Source organism: Aquibium oceanicum (assembly GCF_001889605.1).
Taxonomy (GTDB): domain Bacteria; phylum Pseudomonadota; class Alphaproteobacteria; order Rhizobiales; family Rhizobiaceae; genus Aquibium; species Aquibium oceanicum.
In genome coordinates this window covers 2,708,332-2,729,882 of sequence record NZ_CP018171.1, presented here as the reverse complement: position 1 = coordinate 2,729,882, position 21,551 = coordinate 2,708,332, and the positions used below count along the sequence as shown (strand labels likewise).

At 67.2% G+C, this 21,551-nt stretch carries 10 protein-coding genes; 4 read left to right on the top strand and 6 right to left on the bottom strand.

Going from position 1 to position 21,551, the window contains the following annotated elements; all coding sequences use genetic code 11:
* Positions 1-43: 43 nt before the first annotated feature.
* From scpB to BSQ44_RS13335, 6 genes are all read right to left on the bottom strand, one after another.
* Entirely contained in the window at positions 44-796 is a 753-nt protein-coding gene (scpB, locus tag BSQ44_RS13360; protein ID WP_072604936.1) for an SMC-Scp complex subunit ScpB, read from the bottom strand.
* Positions 789-1,586 (bottom strand): segregation and condensation protein A, encoded by a 798-nt coding sequence (locus BSQ44_RS13355; RefSeq protein ID WP_072608046.1) that lies wholly within the window; start codon positions 1,584-1,586, stop codon positions 789-791. The genes scpB and BSQ44_RS13355 overlap by 8 nt, the downstream gene beginning before the upstream one ends.
* 54 nt (positions 1,587-1,640) lie before the next feature.
* Positions 1,641-2,660: a beta-N-acetylhexosaminidase gene (gene nagZ, locus BSQ44_RS13350; protein WP_072604934.1), complete on the bottom strand. Its 1,020-nt coding sequence runs from the start codon at positions 2,658-2,660 to the stop codon at positions 1,641-1,643.
* A 142-nt stretch (positions 2,661-2,802) separates the two neighbouring features.
* A complete protein-coding gene (locus tag BSQ44_RS13345) occupies positions 2,803-5,979 on the bottom strand; it encodes an SPOR domain-containing protein (RefSeq protein ID WP_072604932.1) in 3,177 nt (1,058 codons plus the stop codon).
* Positions 5,980-6,081: 102 nt separating this feature from the next.
* Positions 6,082-7,839, bottom strand: a complete 1,758-nt coding sequence (argS, locus tag BSQ44_RS13340) for an arginine--tRNA ligase (RefSeq protein ID WP_072604930.1) — start codon at positions 7,837-7,839, stop codon at positions 6,082-6,084.
* A gap of 55 nt (positions 7,840-7,894) precedes the next feature.
* Entirely contained in the window at positions 7,895-9,115 is a 1,221-nt protein-coding gene (locus BSQ44_RS13335) for a deoxyguanosinetriphosphate triphosphohydrolase (RefSeq protein WP_072604928.1), read from the bottom strand.
* A gap of 69 nt (positions 9,116-9,184) precedes the next feature.
* Here BSQ44_RS13335 and erpA point away from each other — a divergent pair, with 69 nt between their 5' ends.
* The 4 genes from erpA to BSQ44_RS27805 all read left to right on the top strand — a co-directional run bounded on the left by erpA (position 9,185) and on the right by BSQ44_RS27805 (position 21,543).
* The gene (gene erpA / locus BSQ44_RS13330; RefSeq protein ID WP_072604926.1) at positions 9,185-9,535 is read left to right on the top strand and encodes an iron-sulfur cluster insertion protein ErpA; all 351 of its coding nucleotides are present in this window, start codon (positions 9,185-9,187) and stop codon (positions 9,533-9,535) included.
* A gap of 337 nt (positions 9,536-9,872) precedes the next feature.
* On the top strand, positions 9,873-12,278 hold the full coding sequence (locus tag BSQ44_RS13325; protein ID WP_072604923.1) for a FecR domain-containing protein: 2,406 nt from the start codon (positions 9,873-9,875) through the stop codon (positions 12,276-12,278).
* Positions 12,275-15,154 carry a PKD domain-containing protein gene (locus BSQ44_RS13320; RefSeq protein ID WP_072604921.1) on the top strand — a complete coding sequence of 960 codons (2,880 nt, stop codon included), beginning with the start codon at positions 12,275-12,277 and terminating at the stop codon, positions 15,152-15,154. The genes BSQ44_RS13325 and BSQ44_RS13320 overlap by 4 nt, the downstream gene beginning before the upstream one ends.
* Complete coding sequence (locus BSQ44_RS27805) at positions 15,151-21,543, top strand: PKD domain-containing protein (RefSeq protein ID WP_072604918.1); 6,393 nt, start codon at positions 15,151-15,153, stop codon at positions 21,541-21,543. Before BSQ44_RS13320 ends, BSQ44_RS27805 begins: the two co-directional genes overlap by 4 nt.
* The last annotated feature ends 8 nt before the right edge of the window (positions 21,544-21,551 follow it).

The following is a 21,551-nucleotide window of genomic DNA, read 5'->3' as shown; positions in this document are numbered from 1 at the left end:
AGCGAAACGCGGCGGAATCTTGCCCGCGCAACGAAGGATTTCGTCAATCATCCCCGCCGCGGGGTGTCAACAGGCCGAGTTCCTCCAGATCGATGTCGGTTAGCGGATCCTCGTCCTCGGTGAGTTCGTCCGGATCGGCCGGCGGCAGGGGAACCAAGAAATTAGACGGCATGCGCGCAGACAGCAGCCCCGCGCCCTTCAGTTCGTCGACGCCCGGCAGGTCGCGTAGCTCCGCCAATCCGAAATGGTCGAGGAAGGCGGTGGTCGTACCGTAGGTCACCGGGCGGCCCGGCGTGCGGCGACGCCCGCGCATGCGGACCCACGTGCTTTCCATCAGCGTGTCGAGCGTGCCCTTCGACGTCTCGACGCCACGAATCTCCTCGATCTCTGCCCGGGTGACCGGCTGGTGGTAGGCGATGATCGCCAAGACCTCGAGCGCGGCGCGCGAGAGCTTCTTCTGCTGCGGCGCGTCGCGGCTCATCAGGAAGCCGAGGTCGCCGGCGGTGCGGAAGGCCCAGGCGTCGGCGACGCGGACCAGGTTGACGCCGCGCTTTTCGTACTGGCGCTGCATCTCGGCCATCACGGCGGGAACGTCGATGCCTTCGGGCAGACGCGCCGCGAGCGCCTTTTCGGTCACCGGCTCGGCGGAAGCGAAGACGATCGCTTCAGCCATGCGTATCGCCTCGGCGAGGTGCAGGCGCTCGGCAGGATTGTCGTTCTCGGCCACCGGATCGAAATCGTCGTCATCGTCGAGTTCGTCGGGGAACGTCGCATCGGCACGCTTGATCTCAGGCATGGCTCACCTCGCTGCCAGGCGACTTGGCGCGCGACCGCAAGTAGATCGGCGCAAAAGCCTCATGCTGACGGATTTCCAGCGCCCCCTCGCGGACGAGTTCGAGCGACGCCGCGAAGGAACTGGCGATCGCGGTCGCCCGCTCCTCGGGCCGGGCGAGATATTCGACCAGAAAGCGGTCGAGCGCGGTCCAGTCCTTCATGCGGCCGACAAGCCGCGTCAGGAGTTCGCGCGCGTCCTGCAGCGACCAGACGGTTCGTCTGGCGATGCGGACGTTCGTCACCGCCTGCCGCTGGCGCTGGATCGCATAGGCCGTCAGGAGGTCGTAGAGCGAGGCCGAGTAGCGCGTCTGTTTCTCCAGCACCACGACCTCCGGCATGCCGCGCGCCATGACGTCGCGGCCGAGCCGGTTGCGGTTGACGAGCCGGGCGGCCGCATCGCGCATCGCTTCGAGACGCTTCAGCCGGAATTGCAAAAGCGCCGCGAGTTCCTCGCCGGTCTCGCCTTCCTCTCCAGGCTGTTTGGGGATCAGGAGCTTCGATTTCAGGTAGGCGAGCCATGCCGCCATGACCAGATAATCCGCCGCGATCTCAAGCCGCAGCTTGCGCGCCGTGTCGACGAAAACAAGGTACTGCTCGGCCAGCGCCAGGATCGAGATGCGCGCGAGGTCGACCTTCTGGTTACGCGCCAGATGCAGCAACAGGTCGAGCGGGCCTTCGAAGCCGGCGACGTCGATGACGAGCGCCTCGGAGGGTTCGCGCACGTCCTCCTCCGGAGCCCACAGGCGCTCCAGAGGCGTGGGCGTGCCCTTCGATCCCTTGCCGGCCTCAGCCAATCCGCTTCTTCCTCATGCGACCGCCTCGAACAGGGCGGCGAACTCCTCGCGTGCCGCAGTCTCGTCGGCGCCGTCCTGTCGTCCCAGCAAAGATAGCGCGCGTTCGGCACGTTCCAGTGACGGACCGGCGAGCACCGACGCCTCGCCGGCCACCGCGCGCATCTCGTCCATGACGCCGTTGCAGTGAAGGACGACATCGCAGCCCGCGGCAAGGATCGCGCGCGTCTTTTGGCGGAAATCCCCAGAAAGCGCCTTCATCGAGACGTCGTCGCTCATGAGCAGGCCGTCGAAGCCAATCTCGCCGCGGATGATCTCGCCGATCACCTTTGCCGAAGTGGTCGCCGGGTTCTGCGCATCGAGCGCCGTGTAGACGACATGCGCGGTCATCCCCATCGGTAGGTCCGAGAGCGTCTTGAAGGGTGCGAAGTCGTGGGCGCGCAGTTCGTCCAGACCGGCATCGACGACCGGCAGCGAAAGATGGCTGTCGGCGAAAGCGCGGCCATGGCCGGGCATGTGCTTCATCACCGGTAAAACTCCGCCGGCGACCAGTCCGTCCGCCGCCGCCCGTCCCATCTCGGCCACCACCCCCGGAACTTTCGCATAGGCGCGGTTGCCGATGACGTCGTGGGCGCCCTCCACCGGCACGTCCAAGACCGGAAGACAGTCGGCATTGATGCCGAAGCGCATGAGATCGAACGCGTGCAGGCGCGACATCAGCCAGGCCGCGCGCAGTCCCGCCTGGGTGTCGCGCCGATGGAGTTCGCCGAGCGCGGCGGCGGTCGGATAGCTCGGCGCCAGCGGCGCGCGGATGCGCTGGACGCGGCCGCCCTCCTGATCGATGAAGACGGGCGCATCCTCGCGTCCCACGGTTTCGCGCAGTTCGGCCACGAGATCCCGGATCTCGCCGGCCTCGCCTATGTTGCGCGCGAAGAGGATGAAGCCCCACGGCTTCTCGCCGCGGAAGAAGCCGCGCTCCTCGTCCGTCAAGCTCTTGCCGGCACAGCCGAAAATGATCGCCTTTGATTCGCTCATGCCGGGAGTCTAGACGAATCGCCCGTTCGCCGCACCTGCCTGGCGCTGCCCTCGCAGGGAGCCACAGGCTTCGTTGGCTACTGGAAACGAAAATGGGCCGCCCGACGGCAGCCCATTCGCAATACGCGTGAGACGGTGTCCCTTATCTGGCGACGAAGCAGCTTCCGCCGGCAGCCTTGAGGCGTTCACAAAGCTCCACCGCGTCCGCCTTGGACTGCGCCGGGATACGGACCCGCCAGAACGTGCCCTTACCGGCGATGTCGGCCTTGACGATGTTGACGCCGCGTCCGCCGAGGATCGAGCCGTAGCGCTGCGCGAGATTGACGTAGCTCTTCTGGGCGCCTTCGGGCGAAGGCTGCGACGCGATCTGCATGGACCATTCGCTCGTCGGCCCGGCCGGGATCGCGGGCACTTGCGCCGCCGCAGGTGCGGCTGCCACCTGGGTGCCGCGCTGGTTTCCGCCGGCGCTGCCGACGATCTCGACCGGCTGGTCGGAAGGCCGCGTGGGCGCCAGGGGGCCGCGAGCCGGCGTCGAGCTTCCATCCGGCTTGATGGTCGTCGATTCCACGACCCGCACGGGTGCGGTGTCCGACGTGTCAGCGGCGGGAGCCGCTTTGATCGGCGCGGCTTCGGAAGCAGCCGGCTGGGCGGCCTCCTGCTCCGCGGGCTTCTCGATCACGCCAGCCGGCGGCGGCTGGGTAGCCTCCTGTGCGGGGGCCTGGCTTTCCTCTGTGCTTTCGAAGGTGGCTTCCGGGACGACCGCGGGTTCGACGAGGCTCGCCTGCTGGATTGGTTCCTGCGGCTCCGCGGCTGCCGGCTCTTCGCGCGGAACCAGCGTTCCGTCGGGGCGCACGATCAATGTGCGTACCTTGCGCGGGGTCACGGTCGCAATCTCGTCGACGGGCGACGCGGGATCTTCGATTTCCTGTTCGACCCGGTCCTCGCCCTTGGCGCGGACGGCCGGTTCGCCCTGTTCGACGATCGGCGATTCGACGCCCGGCAGCGACGTGTCGCCGTCGACTGGCGTCGCCTTCGCGACGATGTCGATCGGCTCCTCGCTTGCCGACAGCAGCTTCTCCTGAGCCGGGGCGGCATTCTCGCCGCCTGAAGCGACGCGGTCGTAGACCGCCTTGTCCTCGTTGGGGATGATCGTGCCGCCGGGCTTTTCCGGCTTGATCTTGACGGGTGTGGGATCGGCCTCCACCAGGACCGGCGCTGCATTGTCGCCGCCGCCGAACGACAGCATGAAGGCGCCGATACCGCCGGCTACCGCGACGCCAGCCACCACGGCGGCTATGGCCAGGCCCCGGCGCCGCCTGGGCGCGGGTTCTGAAGCTTCGGCCGGCCCATCGGCATAGAAGGCCGACGGGAAGTCGCCAGCGTCGTGGGGGGCCTGACCGTAAGCGTCGTCCGCCCACGCCCGCGCGGTTTCGGGTTCGGCAACTGCATAGCCGTCCGCTCCCTGCTCTTCCTCCCAGAAACCGGTGAGGTCGTCGATCGGATACTCGGCCTCAGCGGCGGCGCGACCCTGCATCCCGTCTGCAAGCGATACCGCCGGCGCAGCCTGAAACTCCGCGGCGGGAGCGGCGAATGCAGCAGCCGTGCGCGGCTCGTAGGTTGCCGGATCGATGCGACGGCCACCCGCGAGGTCTTCGAACGCGCTGGCGAACTCCAGATCGAGTTCATCCTCCTCGCTCGCTCGCGCGGTGTCTTCCTCGAAGACAAGGTCGGGGATGTCGAATTCGTCGGCGACATCCACCTGCGTCACCGGTACCTCGATCGTGTCGATATCGGGTTCGCCGAAATCGCCCCACATGGGCTGACGCGCCGCAGGGCCATCGGCTGCCGCTTCGGCAAGCGCCTGCTGCGGTGCAGGATTTGCCCGGAACGCGATCTGCTCGGCTTCCGCCGCCAGTTCGGCTTCCAGCATATTGCCTAGATCGAAATCGCCGTCATCGAGCGTGAGGTCGTCAAAGGCGAAATCCTCGCTCTCGGTCTCGACCTGCGGCGCGGGCTCCTTCTCGGCGAAAGGCTCGGGAGCCGGCGCGACGCTGGCGGTCTCGACCGGTGCCGCGGCAGGCATGAGCGATGCGGTGGCACGGCCGATGCTGAAGCGGCTGGGGGTGGCGCGCTGTAGGGGAGCCGGAGCCACGTCCTCCGCAACCGGCTGTTGCGGCGCGGGCGTTACCTCCGCCTCGGCTCTAGCGACGTCGGCTTCCGTAGCGGAACCCGCCGGAACGTAGCGGGGACCCTCCTCGGACGTCGCCCAGGTGCCGCGAACGTCCGGAACCGTTTCCGGCTCGGATTCCGCCACCTCGGCGGGAGTCTGCGGCTCGGTTGCGGACGCAGGGCGGCTCATCGCCATCAGGTCCGCGAACGGATCGGCAGAGGGATCGAAAGCGGGCCGCGGCGCTGCCACCACGGGCGCGGAAGCGACCTGGGGCTCGGGATCGAACCGCGATTCGGGCTCCAGTTCCGGCTCCGGCGTCAGGTCGGCTCCCGGCTCCTGATGACCTTGGTCCTCGTGGCGGGCGAGAATCTCGGCTTCGGCCGGAACCTCATCGATGTACGAAGTCGGGTGATCCTGCGGGTGCTCGGCTACGCTCTCTTCGACCAAAGCAAAGTCCTCGAGATCGTCGAGGGAAATGAGATCGTCCCCGGCATCGGAGGCTTGGGGCTGCAGCTGCGCGCCTTCCTGCTGCGCCTGACGGCGCGCGAACCAGTCCTTCGAAAAGGCTTCCAGGCGGTCGAGCGGATCGTCGCGCTCCACTGTATCCGAGGTACCCTCGGACGCATCTTGGGGCTCCACGGGACTGGCGGAATGGTCATTCGAATGCTCGGGCGTTTCGTCCTGCGAGGCATCCATCGACAGAAGCGATTCCAGTTCGTCCTCCAGCGACTGGTCGTCGGAAGACGGCCCCGCTTCCCGGCTCTCCGCCGGCTGCTCGACGACACGCAGAGCCGGCCTGGCGGGCTGCAAGGTCAGGATCGGCTCTCCGCGCGGCCGGATCTCGATGCTCGAATAGTCCGTCTTCGCAATGAACGCTGGCCGAGAAGCCGCTTCGACCGGGACGTGATCATCGCCGACGAACATGTCCTCGTCCGGCTGAAAAGCCGGCGCATCCTTGTTGGCGGCGGGTTCGGGGTCACCGAAATCGCCGAGCAGTTCGCGCTCCAGATCGATACCGAAATCGTCCATGGCGCCGTCGCTCGTCGAAGACTGCGCGTTGAGCCCCATGATCCGGGTCAATTCGGCGAGAGGATCGCTCTCCCGAAAGTCGTCCAGGGGTTTAGCCTTGAGTTGCTTCAGGTCTGCCATGCCTTTTCCCGCACTCACACTCTATCGGAACGCCGAGGCGTTGCGAACTTTTTCGCCGGTACCAGCGCAATGTGGGCAAATGGTGTCGGGAAGTTCCGGCCTTCAGCGCATCTCTTGCGGCGCATCCGCGCCCAACAAAGTCAGGCCCGACCTAAGAACATACAGAACCGCCTGCACCAGCCCAAGTCTGGCTTTCGTCAATACTGGATCGTTAACCTTAAGAAAGCGTAAGTCCGGATTATCGGTACCGCGATTCCACAACGCGTGCAGCGCGCTCGCGACGTCGTAGAGATAAAACGCGATGCGGTGCGGCTCGTGGGCGAGCGCCGCCCCCTCGATCAGGCGAGGATATTCGGCGAGTTTCTTGATCATCGCGATCTCGGCCTCGTCGGTGAGATTCGACGTCGCCGCGGACAGGGTCTCGCGGTCGAAGCTCTCGCCGCTCAGCTGCTCGGCTGCCTGCCGGAAGACCGAATGGCAACGGGCAGAGGCGTACTGGACGTAAAAGACGGGATTGTCCTTGGACTGCTCGGTGACCTTGGCGAAATCGAAGTCGAGCGGCGCGTCGTTCTTGCGATAGAGCATCATGAAGCGGATCGGGTCCCGCCCGACCTCGTCGACAACGTCGCGCAGCGTGACGAATTCGCCCGAGCGCTTCGACATGCGCACGGGCTCGCCGTTGCGGTAGAGCTTCACGAGCTGGCAGAGCAGCACCTCGACCTTGAGATCGCCGCCGGAGAGCGCCTTGGCCAGCGCCTCAAGGCGCTTGACGTAGCCGCCGTGGTCGGCGCCCAGCACGAAGATCAGTTCCTCGAAGCCGCGCTCGTACTTGTCCTTCATGTAGGCGACGTCGGCGGCGAAATAGGTGAAGGTGCCGTCCGACTTGACGAGTGGGCGGTCGATGTCGTCGCCGACTTCGGTGGACCGGAACAGCGTCTGCTCGCGGTCCTCCCAGTCTTCCGGCTTCTGGCCCTTGGGCGGTGGAAGCTTGCCCTTGTAGACGTGGCCGCTCAGCGTGAGGTCGGTGATGGCGGAGCGGATCGGGCCGCCATTGCCGGCGTGGAGGCTGCGCTCGGAGAAGAAGACGTCGTGCCGCACGTTGAGCGCGGCGAGATCGGCGCGGATCATCTCCATCATCGCGTCGATAGTCGTGTCCTTGACGATCGCGAGCGCCTTCTCCTCGGCCATGCCGAGCAGCCCGGAGCCGTATTCGTCGAGAAGCGCCTTTGCGACCGGCTTGAGATAGTCACCGGGATAGAGCCCCGGGGGGATCTCGCCGATGTTCTCGCCGAGGGCCTCGCGATAGCGCAGCATCACAGAGCGGCCGAGCACGTCGATCTGCGAACCGGCGTCGTTGATGTAGTATTCCTTGGTCACCTCGTAGCCAGCGAAGGCGAGCAGGTTGGCGAGCGTGTCGCCGACCACCGCGCCGCGGCAATGGCCGACATGCATGGGGCCGGTCGGATTGGCCGACACGTATTCCACGTTGACCTTGCGGCCCGCACCGACGGTGGAGCGCCCGTAGGCATCGCCGGCCGCGAGGATTTCGCGCAGGCGCGCCTGCCAGAAGGCGTCGTCCAGCGACAGGTTGATGAAACCAGGACCCGCGATCTCGACGCGCGCGACCTCGGGTTCCTGCTCGAGGCGCTCGGCGATCTTCTGCGCCAGCGCGCGCGGGTTCTCGCCCACAGCCTTCGACAGCACCATCGCTGCATTGGTGGCGAGATCGCCATGCGCGGCGTCGCGCGGCGGCTCGACGGTGATGCGCGACAGATTAAGGTCCGATCCGTCGACCGTCTTCAGGCCGATCGACTGGATGGCCGTGCTGATCCGATCGTGGAAATCGGCGAAAATGTTCATCGTTCGCGTTCCGGCTTGGAGATTTGGGCAGCCCCCTGGGCGCCGCGCGCTCCGCCTATCCGATATCGGGCGAGCGGTCAAACAGGCGCCGGTGTTCCTTCAGTGCATAGGTATCGGTCATTCCGGCGAGGAAATCGGCGACGTGGCGCGCCCTCACCTGAGGTCCTGCCCGCTCCAGCACGCCGCGCCACCCCTCGGGCATCAGCTCGGGATCGGCGAAGTAGGCGTCGAACAGGTCCTCGACCACCTTGTCCGCCTCGGCGCGGACCGCCATCACGTCGGGGTGGCGGTAGAGATTGGAATAGAGGAAGGCCTTGAGGTCCCTCTCCTTCTCCTGCATCGGCGCCGAGAAGCCGACCATGGCGCGGTTCGCGGCCCGGACTGCCTCGGGGGATCCCGGCCTTTCCTCGGCGACGCGGCGCTGAGCTTCGGCGATGACGTCCTCGACCATGACCGTGATCTGGCGGCGCATCAGTTCGTGGCCGGTCCGCACGGGATCGAGATCCGGATAGCGGTCGCGCACGGAGGCAAGGATGGCGCCGGCGAGCGGCGCGTCCTCCAGCATCGACAGGGTCAGGAGGCCCGAGCGAAGGCCATCGTCGATGTCGTGGGCGTCGTAGGCGATGTCGTCGGCGATCGCGGCGGACTGCGCCTCCATCGAGGCGTAGCTCGCGAGTTCGAGGGGGAACAGCGCGTCGAAGTCGCGGATCGACTTTCGCAGCGGGCCGTCCAGCCCGTTTCCGTTCGCATCGGTCAACGGCCCATTGTGCTTGACGAGGCCTTCCAGCGTCTCCCAGACAAGATTCAGGCCGTCGAATTCGGCATAGCGGCGCTCGAGCTTGGTGACGACGCGCAGCGACTGTTCGTTGTGGTCGAAGCCGCCCCACTCGGCCATCTTGCGGTCCAGCGCGTCCTCGCCCGTGTGGCCGAACGGCGTGTGGCCGAAGTCGTGTACCAGTGCGACGGCCTCGGCGAGGTCCTCGTCGAGGCAGAGCGCCCTGGCGAGAGCGCGCGCGATCTGCGCCACCTCGATCGAATGCGTGAGACGCGTGCGGTAGTGATCCGCCTCGTGCGCGATGAAGACCTGCGTCTTGTGCTTGAGGCGGCGGAAGGCGGTGGAGTGGATGATCCGGTCGCGGTCGCGCTGAAACGGCGTGCGCGTTGCGCTTTCAGGCTCGGGATAGAAGCGACCGCGGGTCATAGCAGGATCGCAGGCATAGGAAGCGCGCGGCCTGTAGCCGAAACCGATCTCCCCGAGTTCTCCTTGCGGTCCCATGCTCCCACCGGTTGACTTGCCCGTGACCGCTTCATACCTATCGGTGAATTGCAATTGCAAGGTGACGACATGGGTACGGACGCCAAGACGACCATGAAAGGCGTGGAACTGACCGAGGCGGCGGCAAAGCGCATCGCCGCGATCGTCGCCGGCGAACCCGGCAAGACCGCGTTGCGCGTTTCGGTCGAAGGCGGCGGCTGCTCCGGCTTCTCCTACAAGTTCGACCTCGTCGGCGACCGTAACGAGGACGACAATGCTATTGAGCGCGACGGCGCGACCGTGCTCGTCGACGACATCTCCCTCGTCTACATGGGAGGCTCGGTGATCGACTTCGTCGACGATCTCATGGGCCAGTCCTTCCAGATCCGGAATCCCAACGCTGTCGCGTCCTGCGGCTGCGGGACCAGTTTCTCAATCTGAGCGGCGCCGATCCGGTTTCTTCCCGCGAACAAAAACTCAAGGTACTCGCGCGCAGATATTTCCTGCGATCAGGATCTTAGGGGATGCATCAGGCTGGCACCATTAGAGGCCGGCGCAGCGCGGATTCGCGTCTCCACGGTGTCTAGCGCTCTTACCACCGCGCACCCGGTTTTCGCCGCAAGTCACTGAAATCCGTTTCATATTGGGACAAGTTTGAGCACAATCGATCGAATTTGCCGCTGGATTAGTGCGCCGGAATTCCGTATGGTTAACGTGAGGTAAACCTTGAAAAGGCGGGCAGTCCCGGCGAGATCGCTACTGTTTGGGGTGTGGGAAATTGGCGATCGGCATTGCGACAAGAAACCCATCGAGATGGCGTGGCCTGCTGCGCTGCCTGACGGTAGCGGCGCCATTCCTTTCGCTGTTCGCCCCCCTGCACGCGACTGCGCAGGGTACGGCGGAAGCCATCAAGTCCGTCGCGGCGAGCGACGAGTACATCCGGGTGCGGCTGGAACCCGGCGTCGGCATCCGGTCGCTGGCCGAAAAGTACCTGGACAATCCCGACCTTTGGCCGATCATCCTGCGCGCCAACGGCTTCGATGACATCACCCAACTTTCCGAGGGACAAGAACTGCTCCTGCCCGGCAACCAGGTGCGCCTGGCGGCGACGGCGCTCGATGCGTCGCTGGGTGAGATCCAGCGGGCCAACGAGGCCGGGGCGCAGCTCTTCGCGCCGATCCTGATCCGCAACGCCATCCAGTTCCGTGACGAGGCGGTGGTCGAGAACCTCAACGGCGTCTATGCCGAGAGCATCGAGCTGTCTTCCCGGTCGATCGGCCAGGCCGAATCGGCGCGCACTCACAGCGAACAGCAGCGCGACGTGGAAGCCGAGGCGCGGCTCAGTGATCGGCAAGGCTGGGTCGAGGGCCAGAAGACCGTCGAAAACGGCTGGACCGAGCGCGACCTCAACGCCATCCTCAACGAGCAGGAAAAGCTGCGCACGCTGTCGCGCTCCACGGCGCAGGTGGTGTTCCGAGACGCAAGCCGCCTGCGCCTCAACGCCAATTCCCAGGCCGTCATCCAGCGCATGCGGGTCGATCCGCTGAAGCGCCGCGAGGAGGCGAAGATCAGCCTGGTCGAGGGCGATTTTTACGCCCTGCTCGCAACTGAGAGCGACCGAAACCAGCTCGAGGTGAGCCTGCCCAACGTCGATGCCAAGATCGATTCTGGCAGTTTCTGGGTGAGCCAGGACGCGGGCGGGGCGAAGTTTTCCAATTACGACGTCAAACCGGTGTCGATCCAGGCCGGCGACAAGACGCTGGTGCTCGGCCGCAACGAAGGCGCCGTGGTGCGCAACGGCGACGCGCCGGAGGAGAAGGTCGACGTCTTCGGCCGCATCGCGCTCAAGGCCCCCGAGGACGACGCGGTTCTCTACGGGGAGACCGTCGACCTCGGCTGGGAGGATATGCCGAACGGCGGGGGTTACTGGCTGGAGATCGCCTTCGACGGCCGCTTCGACCGCATGGCCGACAGCCTCTTTGGCCTTGAAGAAAACCGTATGGAGGATCACCCTCTCGCGCCCGGGACATACTACTGGCGGGTGGCGGCGCTCGACGCGTTCGGGCTTCCCGGGCAGATGAGTTCGGTCCGAAAGTTCGAACTCAGATCCGACGACACGCCGCCCTTCCTGCAGATCAGGACACCTGAGCCAGGCGCGATCCTGCGCGATCCCCAGGTGACGATTTCGGGCGAGACGGAAGCGGGCGCTGCGGTGCTGATCGACGGTACAGTGGCCGACATCGACCAGAACGGCCGCTTTTTCCACACGGTAGACGCCGCCGACGGCCGCAACACGGTGGAGGTCGTGGCGCGCGACACTGCCGGAAACGAGACTTTGCGCACGATCGAGTTCGATTTCATCGCCGACCAGCGCAAGGACGTCGCCTACGACCCGGCCATCCCGCGCGACGAGGCCGGCCGCTTTCTCAGCGCCAACGATGTACTGTCGCTTTCGGGAACCGTGATCGGCGGCGCGAAGGTGACGGTGGTGGACCCCTCCGGATGCGCCCTCTCGGAAACCTATGCCGATGCCGAGGGGCGCTTCGCGCTTAACGTTCCGCTTTCGGCGTCGCGAGAGAATTTCGAACTCAGGATCGCGACGGTCTCCGGATACTCCTACGAGGAAGCAATCGAGACCCTGATCGTCGACGAGCCGCCCCGCGTGCGGCTTACCGAACCGTTGCCGCAGGTGACGGCCGACGCGACTTTGGCGGTCCGGATCGGGACCGATTCGGGCGTCGCACTTGCGGTGAACGGCAACCCGGTGGATGTGCGGGACGGGATGGCCACCGCGACCCTTGCTTTGACGCAGGGGCCGAACACGGTCGAGATCGTTGCCACCAACAAGGTCGGACTGGTCACCATCGAGAAGCGCACGGTCATCTTCGACACCGAGCGGCCGGAGGTGACGGCGCAGGACCTCACGGTCGAGGGCCGGGGCGCGACGGATCTGCTTTCCATCAAGGTCGGCGCGCGGGACGCATCGGGGCTCGCCATGACGTCGCGCTTCACCGCGACGTCGAGCGGCGGTCGCAAGGACGGGGTTCTGCGCTATAACCGCGCTCGCAAGGCCTATCAGGGGACGGTGGAACTGCCGCGCCGCGCCGACGCCGAGCCGGTCACGGTTGTGGTCGAACTCTCCGACGTCGCCGGCAACGTCAGCCGCGTGGAACTGGTCCGGTGACGGTCAATATGATCCGGCAAGCGGCGCTGGCCGCTCTCGTGCTGCTCGGCGGCTCCGGGCTGGCGATGCCGGCCGAGCGCGAACCGAGCCCTCGCCTGGTGACGTTCGGGCCGGATGCGCGCATCAACGAGGGGGATCATGATTTCCGGCAGCTGATCCGGCTGTCGATGCCGGCGGATGCGGGGCGGGTACATGTGCGGGTGTTCGATCCCGACACCGGGGGTACGCTCGACGAGCCCAAGGGCGGCTTCAACTCTTCGATCCGCTTTGCCCTTTTCGGCGCCGGCAGCGAGGCGCGGCTGTGGCGCGACGCGGCAGGCGTGGTGCAGGAAAGCGTGACGGGCGATCCGCTCGGTGCGGTCGAGTTCGGCCGCGACGACGCAGCTGACGGGCGATGGGTGACGCTGTTCTCGGTCGACGCGGCCGCTGGTCGACGGCCGCGACAGGACGGCGCCGATGCCGGAGAGAACCGCCGCGAGTTCGTGCTCCTAGTCGAGGGCGTGTCGGGCAACGACGGCAACGTCTTCGACGTGGCGCTGAGTTCGTCGGTGAGCGAGAACCGCAAGCCGGACGGCGCGCGGCTCTACGCCTACGTGCCGACGATCCAGGTGCCGGCGGGGCGGCAGCTCGCCGAACTACGCTTCATGGTACCCGCCGATGCCATCGCGCTCGGCGTCGAGAATTTTGACGCAGCCGGCGGGCACATCGCCTACGAAGGCCGCTTCCGCTCCCTGGGACTGCCCGCCTCAGGCAAGAGCGAGTGGCGCGGGGCCGAGGTGACGCTGCGCGGCGATGAGCCCGGCGAACAAGGCTCGGTGACGGCGGCCGGCGGCGGCGAGATGCCCAACGACCTCACCGTCTTCGTCGGCGCGATCGTAGAAGACGGCGCGGATCCGGCGCTGCGGCCGGTGGCGGTCGAGCTTCCCGTACGCGTCTTTTCCCCCAACCGGCGACCCGAGATCGCCCTCAACGTGACTCCCCTCTCCTGCCGCTCCATGCGCTTCGACGCCGCCGCTTCGCTCGATCCCGACGGCGAGCCGCTGACCTGGCGCTGGCGCTTCGGCGACAACGACGAATGGAAGAACGGGGCCACGCTCGAGCAGACCTTCGAGGAGGATGGCGTCCACCCTGCCCGGCTGGAGGTGTTCGACGCCTCGGGCATGGTGGCTGCGGGTGCGGCGCGCGACTTCTCCTTCTTCGTCAAGCCGCCGCCGGTCGCTGCCTTCACCGCGCCCGCACTAGTGGCCCAGGGCGCCGAGGTGATCTTCGACGGCACCGCCTCGACCAGCCCGTCGCTGCCCGAAGGCACGCGGATCGCCCGCTACCGCTGGGATTTCGGCGACGGCACCGAGATCGTGCAGGAGGCCGGCGACGCCGATTTCGGCCGGCCGATGCACCGCTATGCAAAGTTCGGCACCTACACGGTGGGCCTCACCGTCACCGACAGTTCAGACAACCCCTGCAACGAGGCTTCCGCCACCGCCACAATCGCAATCAATGCTCCGCCGGTCGCAAATGCGGGGGGTGACAGGCGGCTGACGGCGGGCGAAATCCATGTGTTCGACGCAGGTTTATCGCGAGATCCTGACGGCTCGATCGTGTCCTATATCTGGGATTTCGGCGACGGCTCTCGCGCTGTAGGCCCCTCGGTTCCCCACTCCTTCCATCGCCCCGGCGTTTACCAGGTCCGCCTGACAGTCCTCGACGACACGGCGTTCGACACGGCCAAGGGGATCGACACGATCGAGGTCGTCGTGGAGGAAGCCGCCAACCGGCGTCCGACGGCCGACGCCGGCGGCGACAGGACGGTCCATGCCGGCGAGGCCGTGCGCTTCGACGCGGGGGCGTCCACCGATCCCGACGGCGAGATCCTCTTCCATGGCTGGGACTTCGGCGACGGCACGGGCGGCGACATTCCGGCGATCGAGCACACCTACTGGGAACCGGGCCGCTACGTGGCGACGCTGACAGTGGGCGACGACGGACCCGGCGAAGGCGAAAGGGCAATCGATTCGGCGACGATCACGGTCCTGCCGGCGGAAAACCGCCCGCCGGTGGCGCAGTTCCCCGCCGAGTTCGCCGCCACCACCTGGCGCCCGATCCGCTTCGATGCCTCGGCTGCGGACGACCGGGATGGCTCCATCATCGCCTACGAATGGGATTTCGGCGACGGGACGCGGGGCACCGGTCCGGTGGTCGAGCATCTCTACCGCGCGCCAGGCACTTATGAGGGCCGGCTGGAATTGCTGGACAACGGGTTGCCCGAGCCGGCGCGGGTCGGCTTCGACTTCGATGTGATCGTCGCCAACCAGGCCAACCTCGCTCCGCTGGCGGAGACCGGGTCCGATATCGCCGCGGTCGCGGGTGAGGAAATCGCGCTCGATGCCCGTGCCTCGCGCGATCCGGACGGGTCGATCCTGACTCACGAATGGGACTTTGGTGACGGCAACCGCGCCTCCGGCATCGGGGTCCGGCACGTCTACCAGTTTCCCGGCACCTATACGGTTGCCCTGACGGTCACCGACGACGGGCCGCACGAGACGCTGACAGCGACCGATACGCTGACAGTCGCGGTCGCGGCGGCGCAAAATCAGCCGCCGGTTGCCGACGCAGGCTCCGCGATAACTGTCAAGACGGGGCAGATCGTTTCGTTCGACGGCAGGGGTTCGCACGACCCCGACGGCAACGTGATGGCCTATGCTTGGGATTTTGGCGATGGCGGGACCTCAGCGCAGGCTGCGCCGCGCCATGCCTTCCACGACCCGGGCATCTTCCAGGTGCGCCTCGCGGTGACGGATGACGGTGCGCCGGCGCTCAGCGCGGAGACCGTCGTAAAGGTCACCGTCGCCCAGGATTCAGCGGGAGGCGCCCAATGACCGGCCGGCTGCTTTCCGCCCTGCTCGCCACCACACTCGGACGCAAGCTGGCGCTGATGCTGGCCGGCATGGTTTCGGTGGTGGCGCCGGTGTTGGCGTGGGTGAATGCCGACGCGATCCGGGAGAACCTGCCGCGGCTTGCGGCCTTCGCAGGCATCCGCGAGGAACCCGCCAACCCCCGCCTGGTGACGTTCGGGCCGGATGCTCGCATCAACGAAGGGGATCATGATTTCCGGCAGCTGATCCGACTGTCTGTGCCGGCGGATGCGGGGCGGGTGCATGTGCGGGTGTTCGATCCCGACACGGGCGGCACGATCGACGAGCCGAAGGGCGGCTTCAACTCCTCGATCCGGTTTGCCCTGTTCGGCGCCGGCAGCGAGGCGCGGCTTTGGCGCGACGCGGCAGGCGTGGTGCAGGAAAGCGTGACGGGCGAGCCGCTCGGCACCGTCGCGTTCGGCCGCGACGACGAGGCCGACGGGCGATGGGTGACGCTGTTCTCGGTCGATGCGGACGACGGCGCCGATGCCGGAGAGAACCGCCGCGAGTTCGTGCTCCTGGTCGAGGGCGTGTCGGGCAACGACGGCAACGTCTTCGACGTGGCGCTGAGTTCGTCGGTGAGCGAGAACCGCAGTCCCGACAGAGCGCGGCTCTACGCCTACGTGCCGACGATCCAGGTGCCGGCGGGGCGGCAGCTCGCCGAACTACGCTTCATGGTACCCGCCGATGCCATCGCGCTCAGTGTCGAGAACTTCGACGCGGCCGGCGGGCGCATCGCCTATGAGGGCCGCTTCCGCTCCCTGGGACTGCCCGCCTCCGGCAAGAGCGAGTGGCGTGGCGCCGAGGTGACGCTGCGCGGCGATGAGCCCGGCGAACAGGGCTCGGTGACGGCGGCCGGCGGCGGCGAGATGCCCAACGACCTCACCGTCTTCGTCGGCGCGATCGTAGAAGACGGCGCGGATCCGGCGCTGCGGCCGGTGGCGGTCGAGCTTCCCGTACGCGTCTTTTCCCCCAACCGGCGACCCGAGATCGCCCTCAACGTGACTCCCCTCTCCTGCCGCTCCATGCGATTCGACGCCGCCGCTTCGCTCGATCCCGACGGCGAGCCGCTGACCTGGCGCTGGCGCTTCGGCGAGACTGGCGAATGGAAGGACGGGGCGACGATCGAACAGGCCTTCGAGGAGGATGGCGTTCACCCTGCCCGGCTGGAGGTGCTCGACGCTTCGGGCATGGTGGCTGCAGGTGCGGCGCGCGACTTCTCCTTCTTCATCAAGCCGCCGCCGGTCGCTGCCTTCACCGCGCCGGAACTGGTGGCCCAGGGCGCCGAGGTGATCTTCGACGGCACCGCCTCGACCAGCCCGTCGCTGCCCGAAGGCACGCGGATCGCGCGCTACCACTGGAATTTCGGCGACGGGACCGAACTGGTGCAGGAGGCCGGCGACGCCGATTTCGGCCGGCCGGCGCACCGCTACGAACGGTTCGGCACTTACACGGTCGGCCTCACCGTCACCGACAGCTCCGACAATCCCTGCAACGAGGCTTCCGCCAGCGCCACCATCGCCGTCAACGCCCCGCCCGTCGCCAATGCCGGCGGCGACAGGCGCATCGCGCTCGGCGAGGCGATCTCCTTCGACGCCGGAGATGACAGCGGCGCGGATGGCGACCGGCACGGCTTCGCCTGGGATCTCGGGGACGGCGGCGCGGCGGACGGTGCGAAGATCTCCTACACCTACAACGCGCCCGGCACGTACACCGTGCGGCTGACTGTCGACGACGGGCGCGGCGCGGAAAACAGCGTCGCACGTGACGAGGCGCAGGTCTTCGTCAACGCTGCGCCTGAACTCGACGCGGTCGCGCTGCCCGACCGGCTGGTCGTCGGCATGCCTGGCCTCTTCGATGCAACGGGCGCCCACGACGGCGACGGCGCGATCACCGCCGTGGAATGGGATTTTGGCGACGGTTCGACGGGCGCGCGACCGGTGGTGCGGCACTCCTTCGCCGCGCCCGGCACCTACAGGATCGTGGTAACGGCCACCGACGATTCTGGACTGGCGAACGGGACGACGAGCGCGGAGTATACCGTGACTGTCGTGGAATCCGGCAACGAGCCGCCGGTCGCTGACGGCGGAGGCGACCGGGAGACGGTCGTTGGCGAAACCGTGCGTTTCGACGGATCGATCTCGCGTGATCCGGACGGTTCCATCCTTTCCTACGACTGGGATTTCGGCGACGGCGTCACCCGCGGCGGCATGAGCGTCGACCACGTCTACCACACCCCCGGCACCTACCGGGCGTCGCTGACCGTCACCGACGATTCGGGCAAGCCGAACGACCGGGCCGAGACGGAGTTCGAGGTGATCGTCGCCAACCGGGCGAACGTGTCGCCCGAGGTGCGAGTCGGTGGCGACCGCGCGGCCTTCGTCAACGAGATCGTGGAGTTCGACGCGACGGGAACGACCGACCCCGACGGCAACGTGGTGGCGGTCGAATGGGACTTCGGTGACGGCGCGCGCGCGTCCGGATACCAGGCACGGCATGCCTACGCGGCGCCAGGAGACTACGAGGTGCATGTGCTGGTGCGCGACGATTCGGGCCGCCGCGGTTCCGAGAGCGACGCGCGCTTCACGGTGAGGGTGACGCATCCCTACAACCAGGCGCCGGAGATCGCAATCGACAACGAACTGGCGCTGGAGACCGGCGTCGAGTATCTCTTCGACGCCCGGCCGGCGGCCGATCCGGACGGGCTCGTGACGCGGATCCGGTGGGATTTCGGCGACGGGTCCGGCTCCGACGAGGCGGCTATCGAACACGCCTATGCCGCGCCAGGGACCTATTTCGGCAAGCTGACGCTGGTCGACGATTCGGGCCTCGACAACGGCATCACCGAGAAGAAGTTCGTTGCTTTCGTGGAGGAGCGGCGCAACGCGCAGCCGGTCGCCGAGGCCGGGCCCGCGCGGCGCGCCATCGTCGGACAGCGTGTTGATTTCGACGCCGGCCAGTCCGCCGATCCCGACAACAACCTGGTCGGCTATCACTGGGATTTCGGTAACGGCAAGACGGCGCAGGGCGAGCGGCGGTCGATCGCCTATTTCGCGCCGGGCACCTACACGGTGACGCTGACCGTCACGGACGGGTCCGGGCAGGACAATGCCGCCGCCAGCGACACGACGACGGTGACCGTGCTGGATGCGCCCAACGAGACGCCGGTCGCGCGGGTCGACGAAAACAGGCCCGCGGCCATCGACGAGCCCGTGGCGTTCAGCGGAGCACGATCCGCAGATCCGGACGGCAACATCCTGTCCTACAGCTGGGAGTTCGGCGATGGATCGAGCGCCGACGGCCGCGAGACCGTCCATGCCTATGCGCGGTCGGGGACCTATGTGGCGCGGCTGACCATCCGCGACGATTCCGGGCTTTCGAACGACACTGCGAGCGCCGAGCGCGTCATCCGCGTCAATGAACCGCCGATCGCGGAAGCGGGTCCCGACCAGAGCGTCACGGCGTCGGTGGTGGAGTTCGACGCGTCCGCCTCGCGCGACGACGACGGCACGATCGCCTCCTACCGCTGGGATTTCGGCGACGGGGACACTGGCACCGGCGAAAAGGTGAGCCACACCTACCGGGCACCCGGCACCTACAAGGTGCGGCTGTCAATTGCCGACGATTCCGGCACGATCCGCAACGAGGCAGCGGACGAGATGACGGTCGTGGTCAATGCCATGCCGGTCGCCGACGCGGGTTTCGACATGGTGGCGGCGCCGGGCGATACTCTGACATTCGACGGCCGCCGCTCGGCCGATCCGGACGGAACGATCACGCGCTACCAGTGGGACTTCCGCGACGGATCGAAGGCCGAGGGCGACATCGTCACGCATGCCTTCGCGAAACCCGGCATCTACACGGTGGAACTGATCGTCACGGACGACAGCGGGCACGCGAACGCGACAGACTTCTCGCAGATCCGTGTCACTGTGAACCAACCGCCGGTGGCGCGGGCCGGACCCGACATCCGCGTCGCGCCCGGCGAGACGTTCGCGCTCTCGGGTGAGCGTTCCAGCGATTCCGACGGCGAGATCACGGCGTGGCGGTGGGACGTCAACGGCAGCGATACCGTGCTCGAGGGCGACCGTGTCGAGCACCGGTTCGACGAGCCCGGCGTCTACACGATAACCCTGACGGTGACGGACGATTCCAGCGCCGGCAACCGCACCGCGCAGGACGACGTCACCATCCGCGTGAACCACGCCCCGGTCGCCGAGGCCGGCCGCGACATCTTCAGCGAGACGCTGCGGGTCGTGCTGGACGCCAGCGCCTCGGCCGACGCGGACAATGACGGGTTGGCATACCGGTGGGATCTCGGCGACGGGAACGTCGCTGAAGGCCCGATGGTGGAGCACACCTATGCGACCGGCGGGGTCTATCCGGTGCTGCTTACGGTCGACGACGGAAGCGGTCTGTCGAACGCCCGGCACAGCGACGCCATGACCGTGCGCATCAACCGCGCGCCGCAGGCGGTGGCCGGCGAAAACCGGCAGGCCTGCGTCGGCGACGTCGTGGTGTTCGACGGCAGTTCCTCTACCGACCCGGACAACGGCCTGCTGCGCTATTCCTGGGATTTCGACGACGGCGGCACGTCCGAAATCGTCAACCCGACCAAGACGTTCGAGGAGCCCGGCACCTACAGCGTGCGCCTGAAAGTGACGGATGAATCGGGGCTCACCAACGGCTCGCATGCCGACGAGACGCTGATGACAATCCTGCCGGCGCCGGTCGCGAATGCCGGCGAGGACATCAAGGTCTGCGCCAACACCACGGTTCGCTTCGACGGCCGCAAGTCGACCGACATCGACGGCGTCGTGAACCGCTTCAGCTGGGATTTCGGCGATGGCCAGACCGGCGGCGGCGACCAGCCCGAGCACGCCTACACAGATCCCGGCACCTATCGCGTCACACTCCAGATCGAAGGCGACAATCTGGGCCTCTGTTCTCCGGTTTCCAGCGACGACCTGCAGGTGACGGTGCTCAGCGCGCCTCGCGCTGTGATCGCGGCGCCGAAGGCAGCGGCCGTCGGCGAGGAGATCACCTTCGACGGACGGCCGTCCTTCATCGACGGCGGCCAGGTGACCGGCCACGAATGGGATTTCGGCGACGGATCGACGAGCTCGGGAGCCGTCGCGCGCCACTCCTTCGCCGAGCCCGGCGTCTACCGCGTCCAGCTTCGGGCGTTGTCGGGGCAGGATGCAAGCGGCTGCGCAAGCGCCGATACGATCCATCTCGTGACGATAAACGCCGCGCCAACCGCCGTGGTCGCCGGCGACCGCTCGGTCGAAGTGGACCAGCCGCTCGAACTCTCGGCCGCTGGGTCGCACGATCCCGACGGCGGCATCGCCGAGTACAGGTGGGATTTCGGCGACGGCGGCACGGCGACCGGCGTCGAGGTTCGTCATATCTGGCGCCGACCCGGACGCTACCGCGCTGCGCTGACCGTCAGCGACGGCACCGGACTGAGCAACGGCGAACACACGGCAGAGTTCTTCGTCGAGGTGGAAGATGCGCCGCGCACGCAGATCGTGACGGCCGAATCCGCCTGCGCGGGTGAACGCCTGCCCTTTTCGCTTTCGAACCTGCCGGCGGTCGACGATCCGAATGCGCTTCGCTGGAGCTTCGGGGACGGCTCCCGGGCGATGGGGCCGACGGCCGAGCACAGCTTCGCCCAGCCCGGCACCTACTCGGTCGCCGTGACCGGTCCGCTCGACCGGGCCGGTGAATTGCTGCTGACCCCGATCGCCAGGCTCGTGAAAGTCAACCGGCCGCCGGTGGCGATCGTGGAAACCGAGCGCAAGACCTGCCCCGGAACCATCGTCTCCTTCGACGCCAGCCGCTCCTTCGACGCCGACGGCGAGATCGTTTCCTACGACTGGAACTTCGGCGACGGCCAACTGGCGGTCGGAGAGAAGGTGTCGCACGCGTTCACCGCACCCGGCACCTACCCGGTGCGGCTGATGGTGACGGACCGGTCGGGCTCCTCCTGCGCGTCGGTGATCGAGACGGTCGACGTCTTCGTCAACGCGCCGCCTGTTGCCGACGCAGGCCCCGACGCCGACATCTACATCGGCGGCGCGGTCGACAGCTACGTCCTCGACGCGAGCGGATCGCATGATCCCGACGGCGACGCGCTCGACCACTACTGGTCGCTCTCCAACGGCGACGAGCGCGACGGCGAGAAGGTGCGCGTCGAAATCGCCGAGCCCGGGACCGTCACCGCCGAACTGACGACGAGCGACGAGCACGGGCTCGCCTGCAGCGTCTCTACCGACACGGTCACCATCCGGGCGCGCCTGCGTCAGCAGTCGTCCCTGCTTCCCGAACCGGGGCAAGATGCTCTAGAGTGACCGATGCT